Origin of the sequence: Streptomyces poonensis, assembly GCF_014650915.1 — a bacterium.
GTDB lineage: Bacteria > Actinomycetota > Actinomycetes > Streptomycetales > Streptomycetaceae > Streptomyces > Streptomyces poonensis.
The window spans coordinates 94,430-114,839 of record NZ_BMVW01000019.1 but is presented as its reverse complement, the minus strand read 5'-3'; the positions used below and the strand labels follow the sequence as shown (position 1 = coordinate 114,839).

The following is a 20,410-nucleotide window of genomic DNA, read 5'->3' as shown; positions in this document are numbered from 1 at the left end:
ACTGCGAGGCACCGCTCAGTACGCGGCAAGTGCTCAGGTACGCGGCAAGCACCTCGGTGCGTGAAGCGTCTCAGTACACGGGAAGCGTCCGCGGGCCGAGGTCGTCCCGGGCCGGCGGGCGCGCGAGCCGTACGGTGGCGTCGAGGACGCTCAGGCCCCGGTCGGCGACGACGACCGGCTCCAGGGAGATGCCGACGACCTCGGGATGGTCGTCGACCAGCCGCGACACCCGCAGCAGCAGTTCTTCGAGGGCTCCGGTGTCCACGGGCGCGGAGCCCCGCCAGCCGAACAGGAGCGGCGCCGTCCGGATCGACCGGACCAGGGAGGCCGCGTCCCGGTCGGCGACCGGTATCAGGCGGTGCGCCATGTCGCCGAGCAGTTGGGAGGCGGCCCCGGCGAGCCCGAAGGAGAGCACCGCTCCGGCCGCCGGGTCGATCACGGCCCGGACGACGGTGTCGACGCCGCGCGGGGCCATGGCCTGGACGACGGGGCGCAGCTCCGCGGGCGTGCCGAAGAGGTCGGTCAACTCGGTGTACGCGCGGCGCAGTTGCTCCTCGTCCGCCAGGTCCAGCCGTACGCCGCCCAGGTCGGCGCGGTGGCGCAGGTGGGGGGCGGTGGCCTTGAGGGCGACCGGGTAGCCGAGGGCGCGTGCGGCGAGGACGGCCTCGTCGGGGCTCGGGGCGGGCCGGGCCTCGCGCACCGCGATCCCGTACCGGGCGAGCAGCTCGCGTGTCTGGGCGGTGCCGAGCGTCAGTCCCTCGCCGGCCTCCAGCAGCGCGTCGATCTGCCCGGCCGCGCCCTTCTCGTCGATGTCGTCGTACTCGGGGACCTTGCCGGGCTCGGCGGCATCGCGGCGCCATTGGGCGTACTTGACGGCCTCGGCGAGGGCCCGGACCGCGCGCTCGGCGGCGGGGTAGGCGGGGATGCGCCGGGTGTCCTCGGCGGGCGGGGCGTCGTCCGCGCGCGTGGGGGCCGGTTCCGTGTCGGACAGGGGCGGGGCGGCGTGGGGTGCGGTGCCCGCGGCCTTGGAGAGGGCGTCGGCGAGTCCGCCGATCTCGACGTGGACCACGAGGACCGGCTTGGCCGGGGCCGTGGCGGCGGCCGAGCGCAGCGCCGCGGCGAGGGCCTCGTCGGAGGCCGGGGCCTCGCCCACGCGCGGGATGGCGGTCACGACGACGGCGTCGCACGCGTCGTCCGCCAGCGCGCGCGTGAGGGCCGTGTGGAAGTCCTCCGCGGAAGCCGCGGTGGTCAGATCCAGCGGCGGCAGCGGCCGCAGCCCTTCAGCCAGGCACGCGTCGTAGGTCAGCAGCCCGAGCGACTCGGAGTTGCCGAGGATCGCCACGCGCGGGCCGGCGGGCAGGGGCTGGCGGGCCAGCAGCAGGCCCGTGTCGACCAGCTCGGTGATCGTGTCGACGCGGATCACCCCGGCCTGCCGCAGCAGCGCGGACACCGTGGCGTGCGGCAGCCGCGTGGCCCGTACGGCGTGGCCCGTGGGCGCCGCTCCGCCGTACCGTGCCCCCTGGACCACGACCAGCGGCTTGACGGCGGCCGTACGGCGCGCGAGGCGGGTGAACTTGCGGGGGTTGCCGATCGACTCCAGGTACATCAGGGCGACGTCGGTGTCCGGGTCGTCGTACCAGTACTGCAGGACGTCGTTGCCGGAGACGTCGGCGCGGTTGCCGGAGGACACGAAGGTCGACACGCCCGTGACGCCGGTCACACCCCCGCCGCGCCGGTGCAGCCGGGACAGCAGGGCGATGCCGATGGCGCCGGACTGGGCGAACAGCCCGATCCGCCCGGGGCGCGGCGCCTGCGGCGCCAGGGAGGCGTTGAGCCGGACCTCGGGCGAGGTGTTGATGATCCCGAACGCGTTGGGGCCGACGAGGCGCATGCCGTACGTCCGCACCCGGCGCAGCAGTTCACGCTGGCGCTCGCGTCCCTCGGGGCCGCTCTCGGCGTACCCGGCGGAGACCACCACGAGTCCCTGCACGCCGTGCGCGCCGCACGCGTCGACGACGCCGGGGACCTGCTCCGCGGGGACGGCGACGACCGCGAGATCGACGGGTTCGGTGATCTCGCCCATGGAGCGGTACGCGGGGACGCCGTCGATCTCCTGATTCGTGACGGCCCGGTTCACCGCGTACAGGCGCCCGGTGAAGCCCGCCTCCCGGAGGTTGGTGAGGACGCTGCGGCCCACTCCCCCGGGTGCGCGGCCCACGCCGACGACGGCGACCGAGCCGGGGGCGAGCAGCCGCTGCACCGAGCGGGCCTCGGCGCGCTGCTCCCGCGCGCGCTGCACCGCGAGGGAGCGGTCGGTGGGCTCCAGGCCGAACTCCAGGCGGACGACGCCGTCCTCGAAGCTGCGCTTCTGCTGGTAGCCGGCGTCCGTGAACACCTTGATCATCTTGGTGTTGGCGGGCAGCACCTCGGCGGCGAAGCGGCGGATGCCCCGTTCCCGGGCGACCGCCGCGATGTGTTCGAGGAGGGCGGAGGCGACTCCCCTGCCCTGGTGGGCGTCCTGGACGAGGAAGGCGACCTCGGCCTCGTCGGCGGGTGCGGAGGCGGGCAGACCGTCGGCGTTGATGCGGTCGTAGCGTACGGTGGCGATGAACTCGCCGCCGACCGTGGCCGCGAGTCCCACCCTGTCCACGAAGTCGTGGTGTGTGAAGCGGTGGACGTCCTTGGCGGACAGGCGAGGGTACGGCGCGAAGAAGCGGTAGTACTTCGACTCGTCGGAGACCTGCTCGTAGAAGCTGACCAGGCGCTCGGCGTCATCAACGGTGATGGGCCTGATGCGTGCGGTGCCGCCGTCGCGCAGCACCACGTCGGCCTCCCAGTGAGCGGGGTACTCGTGCCGGTCCGGCGAGGTCTGCATGGTTCCCCAGCGTACGGCTCGCGCCCGGCAAGGGCGCGGGGCAGTCTGGGGGCCGGCACCGGACGGCGGTCAGGCCGTGGGCCACGTCCGGGGCCGCTTCACCGTATGGGAAAATGGTCTAGACAACCCTCTGAAACATCGAAGGGCAGCATCACATGGCTGAGCGCCGCGTCAACGTCGGCTGGGCCGAGGGCCTCCACGCCCGTCCCGCCTCCCTCTTCGTCCGGGCCGCCACGGCCTCCGGAGTCCCCGTGACGATCTCCAAGGCCGGCGGGACCCCCGTCAACGCGGCCTCCATGCTGGCGGTGCTGGGCCTGGGCGCCCAGGGCGGCGAGGAGATCGTCCTCGCCTCCGACGCCGAGGGCGCGGACGCCGCGCTGGACCGGCTGGCCAAGCTGGTCTCCGAGGGGCTCGACGAGCTTCCCGAGACCGTCTGAGTGACGGCGCGGACGTCACCCGCCTAGGCCCGAAGAGGCCATCGGCGCATACGTGAAGGGCTCGCCCGGAATATCGGGCGGGCCCCTCGCATTTCCTTTCGGCGGACAGCGGATGCCACTCGCCGCCGACGCCGGATTCACCTCTCGCACACCGCCGAATAAGCGGATTCCGGGCAGCAGAAGAAATCCCCCGCGAATTCTGTCCCCTCTTTGTATACGGCCCCTGTGTTAATACCGCAGGCCCGTCATGTTTACGCGTTGTTGCGAAGTTCTCACACGATCCGCGCGGTCCGCACGGGAGAACCGCGGGCGGTGCGCGTCGGCCGCGCGCTCGGCGTGCAGGGCCGTGACCGCCCGCGCCCGCTCGCCGTCCCCGCGCGCGACGGCGTCGACGATGGCTCCGTGCTCGGCCCAGGACTCCACCGGATCGGCGAGCGCCTCCACCGTGTACATCCAGGCGATCTTGTGCCGCAGCTGGGCGAGCGTCGAGGTCAGCGCGGGACTGCCGGAGGCCTGGGCGAGCGTCTCGTGGAACCAGCCGTCCAGGGAGCGCAGATCCTCGCTGTGGCCCCGCCGGGCCCGCTCCTGACCCAGCCTGACCAGGCCGCGCAGCACCTTGAGGTGCGCCTCGGTACGGCGCTGGGCGGCCCGCGCGGCACCCAGCGGCTCCAGCAGCAGGCGCATCTCCAGCAGGTCGGCGGCCTCCTGCTCGGTCGGCTCCGCGACGCAGGCGCCCGCGTGCCGGCGGGTGACCACGAAGCCCTCCGCCTCCAGGGTGCGCAGGGCCTCGCGCACGGGGACGCGTGAGACGCCGTAGCGGCGCGCCAGCAGTTCCTCGGTGAGCCGGCTGCCGCGCTCGTAGACACCCGCGACGATGTCATCACGGATCGCCGTGCATACCGAGTGCGCCGGAATACGCATGACCGGACCTCCGCCTTAATCCCCGCGAAACACCGTCGATTGACGCGTGTTCAGGCGACTCTATTGCAGCGGGGCAGAATTTCCGATGCCGGGCCGGAATCTATGGATATTTTTTGGACAGCGGACGTACGGACATACCGGAACGGCGAAAGCCCCGGCTCGGTGAGCCGGGGCCTCGTGGGGCGGCTGAGCCGGAGGCGCGGGGCGGGCTGTCCGCCGCAGGGGGCTCGCGCTCCGGCCCTGGGGGTTGCGGCCCCATGGGTGGTCGCCTTGAGGGTTGTCGCGGCAGGGCGTGACGTCTCGGGGGGTGTCAGACGTTCACGCCGTGCGCGCGCAGGTAGGCGACAGGGTCGATGTCCGAGCCGTACTCGGCCGTCGTGCGCGCCTCGAAGTGCAGATGGGCGCCCGTGACGTTGCCGGTCGCTCCGGAGAGGCCGATGTGCTGGCCGGGAGTCACCGTCTGGCCGACAGAGACGGCGATGGACGACAGGTGGCCGTACTGGGTGTACGTGCCGTCGTGCATTCTGATGACGATCTGGTTGCCGTACGCGCCGCCCCAGCCCGCCGCCACGACGGTGCCGGAGCCGACCGACCGCACGGTGGTGCCGGAGGCGGCGTGGAAGTCGACGCCGGTGTGGGTGCCGGAGGACCAGACGGCACCACCCGTCCGGTAGCCGGTGGAGACGTACGAGCCGGCGATCGGGGAGACGTAGGTGTTGAGGCGCTTGCGCTCGGCCTCGCGGGCGGCGCGCTCCTCGGCCTTGCGTTCCTGCTCGGCCTTCTCCGCGGCACGCTTCTCCGCCAGTGCCTCGGCCTTCTCTCGGGCCTCCTGCTGCGCGGCCGCCTCGGCGGCCTGCCGCTGGGCGGCGGCCTGGGCGCCGACCTGCTCGGCCACCGAGTCACCGATGCTGAGGGCGAGGGTGAGGCCGGTCTGCTCGGCGGAGGGTTCCGCGGCGAACGCGGGGCCGGACAGGGTGCCGATGACGCCGGTGGTGGTGAGCGCGGCGACACCCATGGTGCGTGTGGTGGCCTGCTTCACCCGGCTGGGACGGCGATGCTTCCCGGTGGCGCAACTGAACGCCATGAAGTGGCTGGTCCTTTCCTTCCCTCTCGCCTACCGGGTTAGCTGACGGGTTCGGAGCAGGAAGGTCTCCTACGGACTCCCTCCACCAGGTGGAGGTCCTCCGATTCACCCCAGGGGACTGCGGTTGGGTCCCCGGCTCCCCTGGCTCGCGCCATGCGGGGACTCGGCGATGACTGTCCGGTGCCGCGGGCGCGGCATGGTGCCTGACGAACAGCCGGACCGACGCTAAGGGGCACGCCTTTCGAACGACAAACGAAAGGTAGGTTTTGTAGCGTACGCCACAGGGCAGACGGCCCTTCTCTCCCCCAATACGGGCAAAAAGGGGCCCTGGTGGCACTTCAGCCACCAGGGCCCCGGCGTCGGCGGGTGTTCCGTCCCGCCGGTGCCGCGTGTTCCCCTCGGTCCGTCCTGGGCCGTGAGCGGGCTTCTACTCGGCCCGGACGACGGTCACTTCGCCGATGCCGAGGGCGCCCACGGGCTCCTCGATCTGCGCGGCGTCACCGACGAGGACGGTCACCAGTCGGTCCACCGGGAAGGCGTTCACGACGGCCGCGGTGGCTTCCACGGTGCCCGTCTCGGCCAACTGCCGGTACAGCGCCGCCTGGTAGTCGTCGGGCAGGTGCTGCTCGACCTGGTCGGCCAGCGTGCCCGCGACGGCCGCCGCCGTCTCGTACTTGAGGGGCGCGACCCCGACGAGGTTCTGCACGGCCACGTCACGCTCGGCGTCCGTCAGGCCTCCCTCGGCGAGGGTGCGCAGCACGGTCCACAGGTCCGCCAGCGCGGGACCGGTGTTGGGCGTGTCCACGGAGCCGCTGATCGCGAGCAGTGAGGCACCCGTGCCGTCGGGCGCGGAGCGCAGCACCTGGCCGAACGCCCGCACACCGTAGGTGTAGCCCTTCTCCTCGCGCAGGACGCGATCCAGGCGGGAGGTGAGGGTGCCGCCGAGGCAGTACGTGCCGAGCACCTGGGCCGGCCACACCCGGTCGTGCCGGTCCGCGCCGACACGGCCGATGAGCAGCTGCGTCTGGACGGCGCCGGGACGGTCCACGATGACGACGCGGCCGGTGTCGTCGGCGGTCACCGGGGGCACGGGCCGCGGCTCGGCGGAGGAGCCGGTCCAGGCGCCCAGGGTGTCGCCGAGCAGCGTGCCGAGGTCGACCCCGGTGAGGTCGCCGACGACGACCGCGGTGGCCGTGGCGGGACGGACGTGCTTCTCGTAGAAGGCGCGCACGGCCGCCGAGTCGATGTTCTCGACGGTGTCCTCGGTGCCCTGGCGCGGACGCGACATGCGCGAGCCGGTCGGGAACAGCTCCTTGGAGAGCTCCTTGGCGGCGCGGCGGGCCGGGTTGGCCAGCTCGTGCGGGATCTCGTCGAGCCGGTTGCGCACCAGCCGCTCGATCTCGCCGTCCGCGAACGCGGGCGCCCTGAGGGCGTCGGCGACGAGGCCGAGCGCCTTGGGGAGCCGCGAGACGGGGACCTCGAGGCTGAGGCGGACGCCGGGGTGGTCGGCGTGCGCGTCGAGGGTGGCGCCGCAGCGCTCCAGCTCGGCGGCGAACTCCTCGGCGGAGTGCTTGTCGGTGCCCTCCGAGAAGGCCCGCGCCATGATCGTGGCGACGCCGTCCAGGCCCGCGGGCTCGGCGTCCAGGGGCGCGTCGAGCAGCACCTCCACGGCGACGACCTGCTGGCCGGGGCGGTGGCAGCGCAGTACGGTCAGGCCGTTGTCCAGCGTGCCGCGCTCGGGCTCCGGGAAGGCCCAGGGCCGTGCCTCGCCGGCCTGGGGCTGCGGGTGGAAGTCCATGGTCGCGAGCTCGGTCACTTCGCCGACTCCTCGTTCTCGTCGGTGACTTCGGCGGTGGTGGCGGCCTCGGGGGCCTCTGCGGCGGCGGCCTCGGCGCCCTCCGTGACGGCGGCGACCGGCTCGTAGACGAGCACCGCGCGGTTGTCGGGCCGCAGGCGGGCCTTGGCGATCTCCTGGACCTCCTCGGCGGTCACCTCCAGGACGCGCTGGACGGCGGTCAGGGCGAGCTGCGGGTCACCGAACAGGACGGCGAACCGGCACAGTTCGTCGGCGCGGCCCGCGACCGTGCCGAGCCGGTCCAGCCACTCGCGCTCCAGCTGGGCCTGGGCGCGCTCCATCTCCTCGGCGGTGGGGCCCTCCGCGGCGAACCGGGCGAGCTCCTCGTCGACGGCGGCCTCGATGACGGGAACCTCGACATCACCGGAGGTCTTGACGTCCAGCCAGCCCAGGGAGGGCGCCCCGGCCAGCCGCAGCAGGCCGAACCCGGCGGCGACGGCGGTACGGTCGCGCCGCACGAGCCGGTTGTACAGGCGGGAGGACTCGCCGCCGCCGAGGACCGTCAGCGCCAGGTCGGCCGCGTCGCACGCGCGCGTGCCGTCCTCCGGGAGCCGGTAGGCGGCCATCAGCGCCCGCGCGGGGACCTCCTCCTCGACGACCTCGCGCAGCTGCTCGCCGATGATGTCGGGCAGCGAGCCGTCGCGGGGCGCGGGCTTGCCGTCGTGCCCGGGGATGGAGCCGAAGTACTTCTCGACCCAGGCGAGCGTCTGCTCCGGGTCGATGTCGCCGACCACGGAGAGCACGGCGTTGTTGGGCGCGTAGTACGTGCGGAAGAACGCGCGCGCGTCCTCCAGGGTCGCCGCGTCCAGGTCGGCCATCGACCCGATCGGGGTGTGGTGGTAGGGGTGGCCCTCCGGATAGGCGAGCGCGGTGAGCTTCTCGAACGCGGTGCCGTAGGGGACGTTGTCGTACCTCTGCCGGCGCTCGTTCTTGACGACGTCCCGCTGGTTCTCCATGGACTCCTCGTCCAGGGCCGCGAGCAGGGAGCCCATGCGGTCGGCCTCCAGCCAGAGGGCGAGCTCCAGCTGGTGGGCGGGCATGGTCTCGAAGTAGTTGGTGCGCTCGAAGCTGGTGGTGCCGTTGAGCGAGCCGCCCGCGCCCTGGACGAGCTCGAAGTGGCCGTTGCCCTTCACCTGTCCCGACCCCTGGAACATCAGGTGCTCGAAGAGGTGAGCCAGACCGGTACGGTCCTTGACTTCGTGCCGGGAGCCGACGTCGTACCAGAGGCACACCGCCGCGACCGGGGTCAGGTGGTCCTCGGAGAGCACCACGCGCAGGCCGTTGGCCAGGCGGTGCTCGGTCGCTGTCAGGCCCCCGGAGCCTGCCTCGGCTGTGGCCGTGTGACCCATGGGCATGTACGTCCCTTCGATCGCGGAAGCTGTCGCTGAAACTGCAGAATCCTGCCGGTCCTGCCACTGTATGCAAGCGCGCGGACGCCTGGCGAAGTTCCCGGGCACCGTACGCCCAGAGCGAGAAGCGGGGTGAGGGGGCAGCTGAGGGGGCGGGGTGTTCGAGGTGGGGGGTGAAGGCGGACCGGTGCTTCGGTTTGATGCTTCCGGCCCCTGAGGTGCGGTTCCCGTCCTCCGCCAAGGCCCCTGGCCCGCACGCGCCACCCTTCGTCCGGCCCTTGGCCCGCACCCCCCGTCCTCCGTCCGACCACGGCCCGGGGAAGAGCACGGCGCCGTTGACCCGGCCGGCTACGGACCGTCAGTCCGGCCGCGGACCGACGATGGTTTCCACCGCGGGCCGACGGTGGACCCGGCCGCGGACCGACGGTGATTTCAGCACCGGACCGACGGTGATTTCAGCACCGGACCGGCCGTGGAGCCAGCCACGGACCGACAGCGATCCCGACCCCGTACCGACCATGAACCCGGCTGTTGACCGACCCGTGGACCGACCAGTGGACCGGGTCGCGGTCCGGGTTGTCAGCGGGGCGGTCCACAATGGAGCGCGTCAGAACCCGTTCATGCCCCATGCCCATGCCCCGGCAAGACTGTGAAGGAGCCGCAGCAGCGATGGCCCGCCGCAGCACGAAGACCCCGCCGCCCGACGACGCGTACGAGGAGAAGATCCTCGACATCGACGTCGTCGACGAGATGCAGGGCTCCTTCCTGGAGTACGCCTACTCGGTCATCTACTCCCGGGCCCTGCCGGACGCCCGCGACGGCCTCAAGCCGGTGCACCGCCGCATCGTCTACCAGATGAACGAGATGGGCCTGCGTCCCGAGCGCGGCTATGTGAAGTGCGCCCGCGTCGTCGGCGAGGTCATGGGCAAGCTGCACCCGCACGGCGACGCGTCGATCTACGACGCCCTGGTGCGCATGGCGCAGCCCTTCTCCATGCGCGTCCCGCTGGTCGACGGCCACGGCAACTTCGGCTCGCTGGGCAACGACGACCCGCCGGCCGCCATGCGGTACACCGAGTGCCGGATGGCCGAGGCCACGAGCCTCATGACGGAGTCCATCGACGAGGACACGGTCGACTTCGCGCCCAACTACGACGGCCAGGAGCAGGAACCGGTCACGCTGCCCGCCGCGTTCCCGAACCTCCTGGTGAACGGCGCCTCGGGCATCGCCGTCGGCATGGCCACGAACATGCCGCCGCACAACCTGCGCGAGGTCATCGCCGCGGCCAGACACCTGATCCGCCACCCGAACGCGGACCTCGACGCCCTGATGCGGCACGTACCCGGCCCCGACCTGCCCACCGGCGGCCGCATCGTCGGCCTCTCCGGCATCCGGGACGCGTACGAGTCGGGCCGCGGCACCTTCAAGATCCGCGCCACGGTCACCGTGGAGGACGTGACGGCGCGCCGCAAGGGTCTCGTCATCACCGAGCTTCCCTTCGCCGTCGGTCCGGAGAAGGTGGTCTCCAAGATCAAGGACCTGGTGGGCTCGAAGAAGCTCCAGGGCATCGCCGACGTCAAGGACCTCACGGACCGCGAGCACGGCCTGCGCCTGGTCATCGAGATCAAGAACGGCTTCGTGCCGGAGGCGGTGCTCGAGCAGCTCTACAAGCTGACGCCGATGGAGGAGTCCTTCGGCATCAACAACGTCGCCCTGGTGGACGGCCAGCCGCTCACCCTGGGCCTCAAGGAGCTCCTCGAGGTCTACCTGGACCACCGCTTCGACGTCGTACGGCGCCGCTCGGAGTTCCGCCGCGGCAAGCGGCGCGACCGTCTCCACCTGGTCGAGGGCCTCCTCACGGCGCTGGTGGACATCGACGAGGTCATCCGCCTGATCCGCTCCAGCGAGAACTCCGCCGAGGCCAAGCAGCGCCTGATGGAGCGCTTCTCCCTCTCGGAGATCCAGACCCAGTACATCCTGGACACCCCGCTGCGCCGGCTGACCAAGTTCGACCGCATCGAACTGGAGGCGGAGAAGGACCGGCTGACCGCGGAGATCGAGGAGCTGACCCGGATCCTGGAGTCGGACGCGGAGCTGCGCAGGCTGGTGTCGGCCGAACTGGCCGCGGTGGCCAAGAAGTTCGGCACCGACCGGCGGACGCTGCTGCTGGAGTCGGGTGCCGCCTCGGTTGCGCCCGTTCCGCTCCAGGTGGCGGACGACCCGTGCCGTGTCCTGCTGTCCTCGACGGGTCTGCTGGCCCGCACGGCCGACGGCGAGCCCTTCCCCGACGCCGGCGCCAAGCGCGTCAAGCACGACGTGATCGTCTCGGCCGTCCCGGCTACGGCCCGGGGCGAGGTGGGCGTGGTGACGTCGACGGGCCGGCTCCTCCGGCTGAACGTGGTCGACCTGCCGCAGCTGCCGGAGTCGATGCCGGCGCCGAACCTCTCCGGGGGCGCGCCGCTGGCCGAGTTCCTCTCCCTGGAGGACGACGAGACGGTGGTCTGCCTGACGACGCTCGACGAGTCGTCGCCGGGCCTGGCGATCGGCACGGAGCAGGGCGTGGTCAAGCGCGTGGTTCCCGACTACCCGTCCAGCAAGGAGGAGCTGGAGGTCATCACCCTCAAGGACGGCGACCGGATCGTCGGCGCGGCCGAGCTGCGCACGGGCGAGGAGGACCTGGTCTTCATCACGGACGACGCCCAGCTGCTGCGCTTCCAGGCCTCGCAGGTCCGCCCGCAGGGCCGTCCGGCGGGCGGCGTGGCGGGCATCAAGCTCACCACGGGCGCCAAGGTGATCTCCTTCACGGCGGTGGACCCGGCCGCGGACGCGGTCGTGTTCACGGTGGCCGGTTCCCGCGGCACCCTGGACGACTCGGTGCAGACCACGGCCAAGCTGACGCCGTTCGACCAGTACCCGCGCAAGGGCCGGGCCACCGGCGGCGTGCGCTGCCAGCGGTTCCTGAAGGGCGAGGACTGCCTGTCCCTGGCCTGGGCGGGCCCGGCACCGGCCAGGGCCGCACAGAAGAACGGCTCCCCGGCCGAGCTGCCAGACCTCGACCCGCGCCGCGACGGCTCGGGGGTGTCCCTGCCGAAGACGGTCTCGGTCGCGGCGGGACCGGTCTAGGCCCCGGGGATCTCCTCCCCGGTCGGCCCGTCGGAGTCCTGTACGTAGCGGAGGACGCCCCACATGCTGTGCTCATCGGCATGGGGGGCGTCGTCCCGGCATGCCTCCAGCTCCTTGGCCAGCGCCGCGGAGTCGATGCCGGACCCGATGAGGACGAGCTGGGTGAGACGGGGCTCCTCGCGGTCCCAGGGCTCCGGGTAGAAGCGCAGGAACGCGCCGACGGCGTGCACGGCGTACCTGTTGCCGCGGTCGTGGGGCCCGAAGTCGACGTACCCCTTGACGCGGTACAGCCCTTCGGGCCGGCTGTCGAGGAACTCCATCAGCCGCCGGGGGTTCAGCGGCACCTCGGAGACGAAGGACAGGCTGTCGTACGCCGTGTGCAGATGCCCGGCATGGGCGGGCCCGGCCTCCCCGGCCTCCTCGATGCCCTCCGCATGATCATGCAGGTCGTCGAAGGACAGCTGTCCGACGCGCTCCTCACCGGGCCTGCAGTCGAAGAGGAACTCGGGATCGATACGGCCGTACGTGGCGGGTACGACGGCCGCGTGCTCGGCGTGCGACCGTACGAGCCTCAGCACCCGCTCCCCGTCGTCCACCCGGTCCAGCTTGTTGACGACGACGAGATCGGCGAGGGAGAGATGCCGGTCGATCTCGGGGTGCTTCTCACGGGTGGCATCGAACTCGGCGGCGTCGACCACCTCGACGAGCCCCCCGTAGACCACCCGGTCGTGCTCGCTGGCGAGCACCATCCGCACGAGTTCCTGCGGCTCGGCGAGCCCGCTGGCCTCGATGACGATCACATCGATACGGGCGTCGGGACGGGCCAGCCGCTCCAGATACGAGTCCAGTTCACTGGCGTCGACGGCGCAGCACAGACACCCGTTGCCGAGGGACACCGTGGAGTCCCCGAGCGCTCCGGCCACGGCCATGGCGTCGATCTCGATGGCACCGAAGTCGTTGACGATGGCGCCGATACGACTGCCTCCGCTGCGGTGCAGCAGATGATTGAGCAGGGTGGTCTTGCCCGAGCCGAGGAACCCGGCCAGCACGACGACCGGGATCTGCCGCGGCCCCGCACCCGACCCGGGAGCCGCACCCGACCCCGCACCCGCACCCGCACCCGGCCATGCGCTCGACCGGTCCCGCCGACTCGACTGATGCAACGCGCCCTCTCTCCGCTTTCCACCCCGTACGACCAATGAACGCCGCCCAGGATACGAGCGGCGAGTGACGCCACGAAGTGAAAGGAGCGGGGCGGGGCGGTGGTGGGACGGTCCCGGAAGGGAGGCAGGAGCCCGCCGCCCCACGCGGCGCACGGCACCGCCGTGCGACCCGGAGTACCCCTTGTGCGCCTCCTTCTCCGCCTCCCGGAGAGCCGGAGCCGCTCGGTCACACTGGAAGACGGCATGCGCACCGCCGCCGATCGCCGGTCCCCTGCCATCGATGTGCGTCCGAAGACCGGCGGACGGGCGCCCGATCCGGGGGTGAAGATGGCCACGATGAACTTTCGGCTGCGCGGGCCGGGTCCCGCCGCCGCCATGGGAATAGGCATGATCGCGGGTGTGCTCGTCACCAGGGCGCTGCACCACCGTGCACTGGAAGCGCTGCACCTGCGGCTGACCCGGCTGGAACACACCGCGCACACCCAGCGGCACACCAACCTGGCCAGCCAGCAGCGACTGCACTGGGAACTGCTGAGCAAGGCCATCGACGACCCCGAGCTGGCCGAGGTGCTCGATCTGTACGAGTCGCCGGTCTCGCCCAAGCAGCGCCGCCAGTACCTGTTCGCCAACGCGCTCTACACGAATCTGCTCCTCTACTACCGCATCGGCAACATCAGCCGCGAGGAGTTCTTCAAGCATGTACGCGGCATATTCCAGAACCCGACGGTCCGGGATTACTGGTACGCCACACGTCAGCAGAGGGCCAGCCTCGCGGACACCGACGAGGCCGAGCTCGGACTGCTGGTCGATGACCTCCTACAGCAGCTCGAGGAGGCGGACACCGACGAATGGTGGGTGGTCGGGGAGCCACCGGCCGACGAATAAACCGTTTCGCTTACCGTCGCCGGACCGAAGGGTAAACTCCGCCCTCTCGAATCACTCCTGAGTGTGAATCACGCGGCCCGGCAATAACTGATCTTGTGCCATCGCGTTCACTCAGGCGCCAGCGGGTTGACTTGCGCGACCGCGCAGGCAGTCGACCTCCGCGAGGACCGTCGCGCACCAGTGCCCAGGCTTGTGCCTTGAGACCAGAGGGATATCCACAGTGAGCCAGATCATTCGCCGTCTTGGTGCACCTCCGCGCGATCGCGGCAGCACCTCCGGTGCGACCTGCCCGGACATTTTCGAGTTGGCGGACGGGAATTTCGCCGTCATCGGCACGGACGCCACCACCTCGCTCGATTCCCACCTTCCCGCCGACGCCGCTCGCGCCGATTACGAACGCATTGTGGTGATCACGCGCGAGACCTTGGTGAAGGCCAAGGCCGATATTCCCGACGTGTAGCTCACCAGCACGGCCGGGCCGGCCGTGCGCCGCCCGGCCGAGCATGACCGCAGGCCGCGCGGCTGAGTGAGATCACGTGCCGCACGACCACGTACGTGCGGCAGCGGCCGGACAGCCACGTGCTGCCGCGGGCCGCAGGGCGGGGCGCTGTCGCGCGCCACGCAGCCGGGTGCCGAGCGGTTCACCACCGCCTCGCGCCCGGCCGTTCTCGTTACTCCACGGACAGCACCGAACGTACGTCTGCTCCGTCCCTTGCGCCCGGCGTGCGCCACTCATACGCCAGATTGCGCCCCTTTGGTCCACGCGGAAGTTGCCGATCTGCAAGTCAGGTTAGGCTCACCTCTGTGACTATGTGCACGACCGCGTCGCGGCATCTCGACGAGCCCTTGACGGGGACGGCGACCACCGCGAGGACCTGGCTGCTGGTGGAGCAGCCAGGCCCCTGGGGTGCGAGAGCGCTCACGTCGAGCCACCTGGACCCGGCGCTCGGCCGGGCCCTGGAGGCCGCCGCGGACGGCACCGGCGTACGCCTGGCGCTCATCCGCCGTCCCGGCCGCCACGCGGACTGTCACGACGTCCGGCGACGCCATGTGTACGTGGCCCACACCGTGCCCGGAAACATATGGCTGCACAGCGCCGCCGTCACCCGTCCCGAACGGCTTCTGGACCTCGACTTCACCGCGCTCGGCAGGGGCGAGCACCACACCTTCGACACGGTTCTCCAGGGGCGCCCCCACACGGGAGAGCCCCTGGCGCTCGTCTGCACCAACGGCAAACGCGACCGCTGCTGCGCGCTCCTCGGCCGCCCGCTCGCCGCCGAACTGGCCGCGTCCGGGGTCGAGGGTGCCTGGGAGGCCACCCACCTCGGCGGCCACCGTTTCTCGCCCACGGTGCTCGTCCTTCCGTCCGGATACGCGTACGGACGCGCCGAGGCACCGCACGTCAAGGAGATCCTCCAGGGCGTACGGGAGCGGCGTGTCGTCATCGAGGGCTGCCGGGGCAGCTGCGCCTGGGAGCGGCCCGGGCAGGCGGCCGAGCTGGCGGTGCGCACAACGGTGCGCGAGGACACCGCGGAGGCGCTCACCGTCGTCCGTACGGACGGCGCGGCCCCGCGCTGGGAGGTGACCGTCGCGCACACCGACGGCCGCCGGTGGCAGGTGACCGTCGCCCAGGGCGCCTCGCTGCCGCCCCGGCCCGAGAGCTGCGGTTCCCCCCTCGGTTCCCCGGCCCGGATGGACGTCGTCGCCGTACGGGAGCTGACGTCGGCGGCACTGTCGGGCTGAGGTCACACGCACGCGACCCCGCGCGCGTGTGACCCCGTTCCACCCCTCGTCCAGGAGATCCGGGGCCCAGGAGATCCGGGCCACATCCCCATGAGTCCGGCCCGGTCGTCCACGTACCGTCGGAGGCATGAGTTCCACTGCCCCCGCACGCCGCCTGCGCCTGGGCCTGCCGCGGCGGGTCTTCTCACAGGTGCTGCTGATGCAGGTGGCGATCGCCGCCGGGGTCGCCGTCCTCGCCACCGGGCTGTTCCTCGCACCACTCGGTGACCAGCTGGACGACCAGGCCATGCGCCGCGCCCTCGCGATCGCGCAGACCACGGCCGCCCGGCCACAGCTCGCCGCCGACCTCATGGCGACGGAGCCGTCTCCCGACGGGCCCGTGCAGGCCGAGGCCGAGCGGATCCGTGAGGCCAGCGGGGCCGAGTACGTCGTGGTGATGGACAGGGACGGCGTGCGCTGGTCGCATACCGACCCGGAGCAGATCGGTGAGATCGTCTCGACCGACCCGAGCGGAGCCCTGGCCGGACGCGAGGTCATGCAGATCGACGACGGCACCCTGGGCCGCTCGGCCCGCGGCAAGGTACCGCTGCGCGACGCCGAGGGCACCATCGTCGGCGCGGTATCGGTCGGTATCGAGTACGACAGTGTGCGGGCCCGGCTGGTCCACGCGATCCCCGGGCTGTTCGCCTACGCCGGCGCCGCCCTCGCCATCGGGGCGCTGGCCGCGTACCTGATCTCCCGGCGCGTCCAGCGGCAGACGCGTGACCTGGCCTTCTCCGACATCTCGGCGCTGCTCGCGGAGCGCGAGGCGATGCTGCACGGCATCCGGGAGGGGGTACTCGCCCTGGACCGCGACGGCCGTGTGCGGCTGCTGAACGACGAGGCGCGGCGCCTGCTGGGCATCGGTGACGAGGCCGTCGGCCGGTCCCTCGACGAGGCGCTCGGCGCGGGCCGGACGACCGATGTGCTGGCCGGCCGGGCCACCGGAACCGATCTGCTCACCGTCCGGGGTCAGCGCGTCCTGGTCGCCAACCGCATGCCCACCGAGGACGGGGGCGCCGTCGCCACCCTGCGCGACCGCACCGAGCTGGAGCAGCTGGGCCGCGAACTCGACTCCACGCGCGGCCTGATCGACGCCCTGCGCGCCCAGGACCACGAACACGCCAACCACATGCACACTCTTCTCGGGCTGCTCGAGCTCGAGCTGTACGACGAGGCCGTGGAGTTCGTCGGCGAGGTGGTCGGCGACCACAGGGCGACGTCGGAGCAGATCACGGAGAGGATCCGTGAGCCGCTGCTCGCCGCGCTGCTCGTCGGCAAGGCCAGCGTCGCGGCCGAGCGCGGGGTGGCCCTGTCGCTCTCGGCCCGGACCCTGCTGCCGGACCGGCTGATCGACCCTCGGGGGCTGGTCACCATCGTGGGCAACCTCGTCGACAACGCGCTCGACGCTGCGGCGGGCAGCCCCCACGCGCGCGTGGAGGTCGAACTGCGCGCCGAGGGCCGTACGGCGGTCCTCAGGGTGCGCGACACCGGGCCCGGCGTTCCGCCCGAGCGGCGGGAGCTGGTCTTCGCGGACGGCTGGTCCACCAAGGAGCCGCCCGCACACGGCAAGCGCGGCATCGGCCTCTCCCTGGTGCGCCGGCTCGCCGAGAGGCAGGGCGGCAGTGCCCGGGTCACGGAGGCGGCCGGCGGGGGCGCGGAGTTCACGGTCGTCCTGCCCGAGGCGCTGGCGGAAGCGGCGGACCGGGGGCCTGTGCAGGGCTCCCCGCGACCGGAACGGGGCGACCGGCTAGCGTCGGAGCGGGTCGACGGGTCGGAGGACCCCCCGCAGAGAGCCGGCGGCGCCGCAGCCACCGAGGAGGAGTCGCGATGATCGAGGTCCTGGTCGTGGACGACGACACACGGGTCGCGAAGGTCAACGCCGCCTACGTGGAGAAGGTGCCCGGCTTCCGGGTCGCGGGCGAGGCGCACAACGCGGCGGACGCGCTGCGGCAGTTGGAAGCCCTGCCCCACCTGGATCTCGTCCTCATGGATCACTATCTGCCCGACCGGACGGGTCTGGAGGTCGTACGGGAGATGCGGCGGCGCGGCCTCCAGACCGACGTGATCATGGTGACCGCGGCCCGCGACGTCTCGACCGTCCAGGCCGCGATGCGCCAGGGCGCGCTGCAGTACCTGGTCAAGCCGTTCGCGTTCGCGGGCCTGCGGGCCAAGCTGGAGGCTTACGCGGAGCTGCGCCGTACGCTCGATGGCGGCGGCGAGGCCGAGCAGGCCGAGGTGGACCGGATCTTCGGTGCGCTCTCGGCGGGCGGCGAGCCCGACCTGCCCAAGGGCCACTCCGCGACGACCACGGAGCTCGTACGCCGGGCCCTGATGACGGCCGAGGGCCCGCTGTCGGCCCAGGAGATCGCCGAACGGACCGGCCTGAGCCGCCAGACCGCCCAGCGCTACCTGAAACTCCTGGAACGCACGGGACGGGCCAGACTGACCCTCAAATACGGCGACGCGGGCCGCCCGGAACACCGCTACGAGTGGTCCACGCGCGCGTGACCCCCGCGCCCTGTAGGAGCGCGGGGAACTGCGCGACCAGCCACAACGAACCCGCAGACAGTCACCGGCCTTTGAACCGGGCACCCAGCGGAGCGCTCACGCGTCGATGCGCGACCGGTCCAGCGTCGCCGCCGAGCTGGAGATGAACTCCTTGCGCGGGGCGACGTCGTTGCCCATCAGCAGGTCGAATACCTGCTCGGCGGCCTCCAGGTCGGAGAGGTTGATCCGGCGCAGGGTGCGGTGGCGCGGGTCCATCGTGGTCTCGGCCAGCTGGTCGGCGTCCATCTCGCCGAGGCCCTTGTAGCGCTGGATCGAGTCCTTGTAGCGGACACCCTTGCTCTGGAACTCCATGAGCTTGTCGCGGAGTTCCCGGTCCGAGTACGTATAGACGTACTTGTCCTGGCCCTTCTTCGGCTGGACGAGCTCGATGCGGTGCAGCGGCGGTACGGCGGCGAAGACGCGGCCCGCCTCGACCATGGGCCGCATGTAGCGCTGGAACAGCGTCAGCAGCAGGCAGCGGATGTGGGAGCCGTCGACGTCGGCGTCGGTCATCATGATGATCTTGCCATAGCGCGCCGTGTCGATGTCGAAGGTCCGGCCCGAGCCGGCCCCTATGACCTGGATGATCGCGCCGCACTCGGCGTTCTTCAGCATGTCGGTCACGGACGACTTCTGGACGTTGAGGATCTTGCCGCGGATCGGCAGCAGCGCCTGGAACTCGGAGTTCCGGGCCAGCTTGGCCGTACCGAGCGCGGAGTCGCCCTCGACGATGAACAGTTCGCTGCGGTCGACGTCGTCGCTGCGGCAGTCGGCGAGCTTGGCGGGCAGCGAGGAGGACTCCAGGGCGGTCTTCCGGCGCTGCGCGTCCTTGTGCTGACGGGCCGCGATGCGGGTACGGGCGGCGGCGACCGCCTTCTCCAGGACGGCACGGGCCTGGGCGGCGGCGTCCCGCTTGGTGGAGGTCAGAAACGCCTTGAGCTCCTTGGAGATCACGTTCGCCACGATGCGGCGGGCCGCCGAGGTGCCGAGCACCTCCTTGGTCTGGCCCTCGAACTGCGGCTCGGCGAGACGCACGGTGACGACCGCGGTGAGGCCCTCCAGGGCGTCGTCCTTGACGATGTCGTCCTCGGCGACGCGCAGCAGCTTCTTGGCGCGCAGCACCTCGTTCATGGTGGTGGCCACGGCCTGCTCGAAGCCCGCGACATGGGTGCCGCCCTTGGGGGTGGCGATGATGTTCACGAACGACTTCAGGGTCGTGTCGTAGCCGGTGCCCCAGCGCAGCGCGACGTCGACGCCGAGCTCACGGGTGACCTGGGTGGGGGTCATCTGGCCGTGCTCGTCCAGGACGGGGACGGTCTCCCTGAAGGTGCCCTGCCCGGAGAAGCGGAGGACGTCGCAGATCGGCCTGTCGCCCGCCAGGTACTCGCAGAACTCGCTGATGCCGCCGTCGAACCGGAAGGACTCCTCACCCTTGCTGTCGCCCTCGCCGAGCCCGACCTCGTCGCGCACGACGATCGTCAGCCCGGGGACTAGGAAGGCGGTCTGGCGGGCGCGCTGGTGCAGCGTCTCGAGGTTGAGCTTGGCGTCCTTGAGGAAGATCTGGCGGTCGGCCCAGTACCGCACACGCGTGCCGGTACGGCTCTTGGGGATCTTCTTGGCCTTGCGCAGGCCGTTCCCGGCCTCGAACTTGGCGTCCTGGCCGTTCCCCGCGAAGGCACCGGGCACCCCGCGCCGGAAGCTGATCGCGTGGGTGTGACCGGCACGGTCCACCTCGACGTCCAGCCGGGCCGAGAGCGCGTTCACCACGGAGGCGCCCACACCGTGCAGACCGCCGGAGGCCGCGTACGAGCCGCCGCCGAACTTGCCGCCGGCGTGCAGCTTGGTCATGACGACCTCGACGCCGGAGAGGCCGGTCTTGGGCTCGACGTCGACCGGGATGCCGCGGCCGTTGTCGCGGACCTCCACGGATCCGTCGTCGTGGAGGATCACGTCGATGTGGTCGCAGTAGCCGCCCAGGGCCTCGTCCACGGAGTTGTCGATGATCTCCCACAGGCAGTGCATCAGACCGCGGCTGTCGGTCGATCCGATGTACATACCGGGGCGCTTGCGCACGGCCTCGAGCCCCTCGAGGACGAGCAGGTGCCGCGCGGTGTAGTTGGAGCCGTCCCGGTCTGCTCCGGTCAGCAGCGCTGTGGACGGCACGGACGTGTCGGCGGTCACGCGGTTCGCTCCTCGCTGAATTTCAGGTGGGGTCCTTTGGGGTAAGGACGCGGCTCGGTCGCCGCTCCGAGGGTACCGAGGCCTGGTAGAGCCGTTGTAACGCCACCCTCCTCTGAAGCCAGAGTAGTCCAGAGTCGCACGGGCGTTCGATCCCTCGTTGGAGTGAAGTACATATCACGTTCCCTTCGAGGCATGAACCATTTAG

The 20,410-nt window shown here is 71.6% G+C and carries 14 protein-coding genes and 1 riboswitch; of the genes, 7 read left to right on the top strand and 7 right to left on the bottom strand.

From position 1 onward, the window contains the following. Positions 1-70: 70 nt before the first annotated feature. Positions 71-2,875: a bifunctional acetate--CoA ligase family protein/GNAT family N-acetyltransferase gene (locus IE242_RS32650; protein ID WP_189865862.1), complete on the bottom strand. Its 2,805-nt coding sequence runs from the start codon at positions 2,873-2,875 to the stop codon at positions 71-73. A gap of 155 nt (positions 2,876-3,030) precedes the next feature. On the opposite strand from IE242_RS32650, the gene IE242_RS32645 reads away from it, so the two are divergent. Further along, positions 3,031-3,312 (top strand): HPr family phosphocarrier protein, encoded by a 282-nt coding sequence (locus IE242_RS32645; protein WP_189865860.1) that lies wholly within the window; start codon positions 3,031-3,033, stop codon positions 3,310-3,312. 228 nt (positions 3,313-3,540) lie between these two features. Here the strand turns inward: IE242_RS32645 and IE242_RS32640 are convergent, their stop codons facing one another. The 4 genes from IE242_RS32640 to IE242_RS32625 all read right to left on the bottom strand — a co-directional run bounded on the left by IE242_RS32640 (position 3,541) and on the right by IE242_RS32625 (position 8,527). After that, entirely contained in the window at positions 3,541-4,233 is a 693-nt protein-coding gene (locus IE242_RS32640; RefSeq protein WP_189865858.1) for a GntR family transcriptional regulator, read from the bottom strand. Between the two features lie 310 nt (positions 4,234-4,543). Beyond that, positions 4,544-5,317, bottom strand: a complete 774-nt coding sequence (locus tag IE242_RS32635) for a M23 family metallopeptidase (protein ID WP_189865856.1) — start codon at positions 5,315-5,317, stop codon at positions 4,544-4,546. A gap of 12 nt (positions 5,318-5,329) precedes the next feature. Then, a riboswitch (cyclic di-AMP (ydaO/yuaA leader) is annotated at positions 5,330-5,496 on the bottom strand. Positions 5,497-5,744: 248 nt separating this feature from the next. After that, positions 5,745-7,133 carry a M16 family metallopeptidase gene (locus tag IE242_RS32630; RefSeq protein ID WP_189865854.1) on the bottom strand — a complete coding sequence of 463 codons (1,389 nt, stop codon included), beginning with the start codon at positions 7,131-7,133 and terminating at the stop codon, positions 5,745-5,747. Then, the gene (locus tag IE242_RS32625; protein WP_189865852.1) at positions 7,130-8,527 is read right to left on the bottom strand and encodes a M16 family metallopeptidase; all 1,398 of its coding nucleotides are present in this window, start codon (positions 8,525-8,527) and stop codon (positions 7,130-7,132) included. Before IE242_RS32625 ends, IE242_RS32630 begins: the two co-directional genes overlap by 4 nt. A gap of 663 nt (positions 8,528-9,190) precedes the next feature. Here IE242_RS32625 and IE242_RS32620 point away from each other — a divergent pair. Further along, complete coding sequence (locus tag IE242_RS32620; protein WP_189865850.1) at positions 9,191-11,644, top strand: DNA gyrase/topoisomerase IV subunit A; 2,454 nt, start codon at positions 9,191-9,193, stop codon at positions 11,642-11,644. On the opposite strand, the gene IE242_RS32615 is transcribed toward IE242_RS32620, so the two are convergent. Beyond that, positions 11,641-12,693, bottom strand: a complete 1,053-nt coding sequence (locus IE242_RS32615; protein WP_229859740.1) for a CobW family GTP-binding protein — start codon at positions 12,691-12,693, stop codon at positions 11,641-11,643. The genes IE242_RS32620 and IE242_RS32615 overlap by 4 nt on opposite strands. A gap of 450 nt (positions 12,694-13,143) precedes the next feature. On the opposite strand from IE242_RS32615, the gene IE242_RS32610 reads away from it, so the two are divergent. The 5 genes from IE242_RS32610 (at position 13,144) to IE242_RS32590 (ending at position 17,985) form a co-directional block, all read left to right on the top strand. Continuing rightward, positions 13,144-13,692 (top strand): DUF6082 family protein, encoded by a 549-nt coding sequence (locus IE242_RS32610; RefSeq protein ID WP_308436799.1) that lies wholly within the window; start codon positions 13,144-13,146, stop codon positions 13,690-13,692. Between the two features lie 220 nt (positions 13,693-13,912). Next, the gene (locus IE242_RS32605; RefSeq protein ID WP_189865845.1) at positions 13,913-14,152 is read left to right on the top strand and encodes a hypothetical protein; all 240 of its coding nucleotides are present in this window, start codon (positions 13,913-13,915) and stop codon (positions 14,150-14,152) included. 350 nt (positions 14,153-14,502) lie between these two features. Next, positions 14,503-15,435 (top strand): ferredoxin family protein, encoded by a 933-nt coding sequence (locus IE242_RS32600; protein ID WP_373299645.1) that lies wholly within the window; start codon positions 14,503-14,505, stop codon positions 15,433-15,435. 127 nt (positions 15,436-15,562) lie between these two features. Beyond that, complete coding sequence (locus IE242_RS32595; protein WP_189865841.1) at positions 15,563-17,308, top strand: sensor histidine kinase; 1,746 nt, start codon at positions 15,563-15,565, stop codon at positions 17,306-17,308. Beyond that, entirely contained in the window at positions 17,305-17,985 is a 681-nt protein-coding gene (locus tag IE242_RS32590) for a response regulator (RefSeq protein ID WP_189865839.1), read from the top strand. The genes IE242_RS32595 and IE242_RS32590 overlap by 4 nt, the downstream gene beginning before the upstream one ends. A 96-nt stretch (positions 17,986-18,081) precedes the next feature. On the opposite strand, the gene IE242_RS32585 is transcribed toward IE242_RS32590, so the two are convergent. Next, on the bottom strand, positions 18,082-20,205 hold the full coding sequence (locus tag IE242_RS32585; RefSeq protein WP_189865837.1) for a DNA gyrase/topoisomerase IV subunit B: 2,124 nt from the start codon (positions 20,203-20,205) through the stop codon (positions 18,082-18,084). Between the last annotated feature and the right edge of the window lie 205 nt (positions 20,206-20,410).

Excerpts from the sequence above, each read along its gene's own strand:
- IE242_RS32595 (WP_189865841.1), top strand. The coding sequence starts at position 15,563 with ATGAGTTCCACTGCCCCCGCACGCCGCCTGCGCCTGGGCCTGCCGCGG.
- IE242_RS32590 (WP_189865839.1), top strand. The coding sequence starts at position 17,305 with ATGATCGAGGTCCTGGTCGTGGACGACGACACACGGGTCGCGAAGGTC.
- IE242_RS32625 (WP_189865852.1), bottom strand. The coding sequence starts at position 8,527 with ATGCCCATGGGTCACACGGCCACAGCCGAGGCAGGCTCCGGGGGCCTG.
- IE242_RS32650 (WP_189865862.1), bottom strand. The coding sequence starts at position 2,875 with ATGCAGACCTCGCCGGACCGGCACGAGTACCCCGCTCACTGGGAGGCC.
- IE242_RS32635 (WP_189865856.1), bottom strand. The coding sequence starts at position 5,317 with ATGGCGTTCAGTTGCGCCACCGGGAAGCATCGCCGTCCCAGCCGGGTG.
- IE242_RS32640 (WP_189865858.1), bottom strand. The coding sequence starts at position 4,233 with ATGCGTATTCCGGCGCACTCGGTATGCACGGCGATCCGTGATGACATC.
- IE242_RS32610 (WP_308436799.1), top strand. The coding sequence starts at position 13,144 with ATGAACTTTCGGCTGCGCGGGCCGGGTCCCGCCGCCGCCATGGGAATA.
- IE242_RS32620 (WP_189865850.1), top strand. The coding sequence starts at position 9,191 with ATGGCCCGCCGCAGCACGAAGACCCCGCCGCCCGACGACGCGTACGAG.
- IE242_RS32600 (WP_373299645.1), top strand. The coding sequence starts at position 14,503 with ATGTGCACGACCGCGTCGCGGCATCTCGACGAGCCCTTGACGGGGACG.
- IE242_RS32645 (WP_189865860.1), top strand. The coding sequence starts at position 3,031 with ATGGCTGAGCGCCGCGTCAACGTCGGCTGGGCCGAGGGCCTCCACGCC.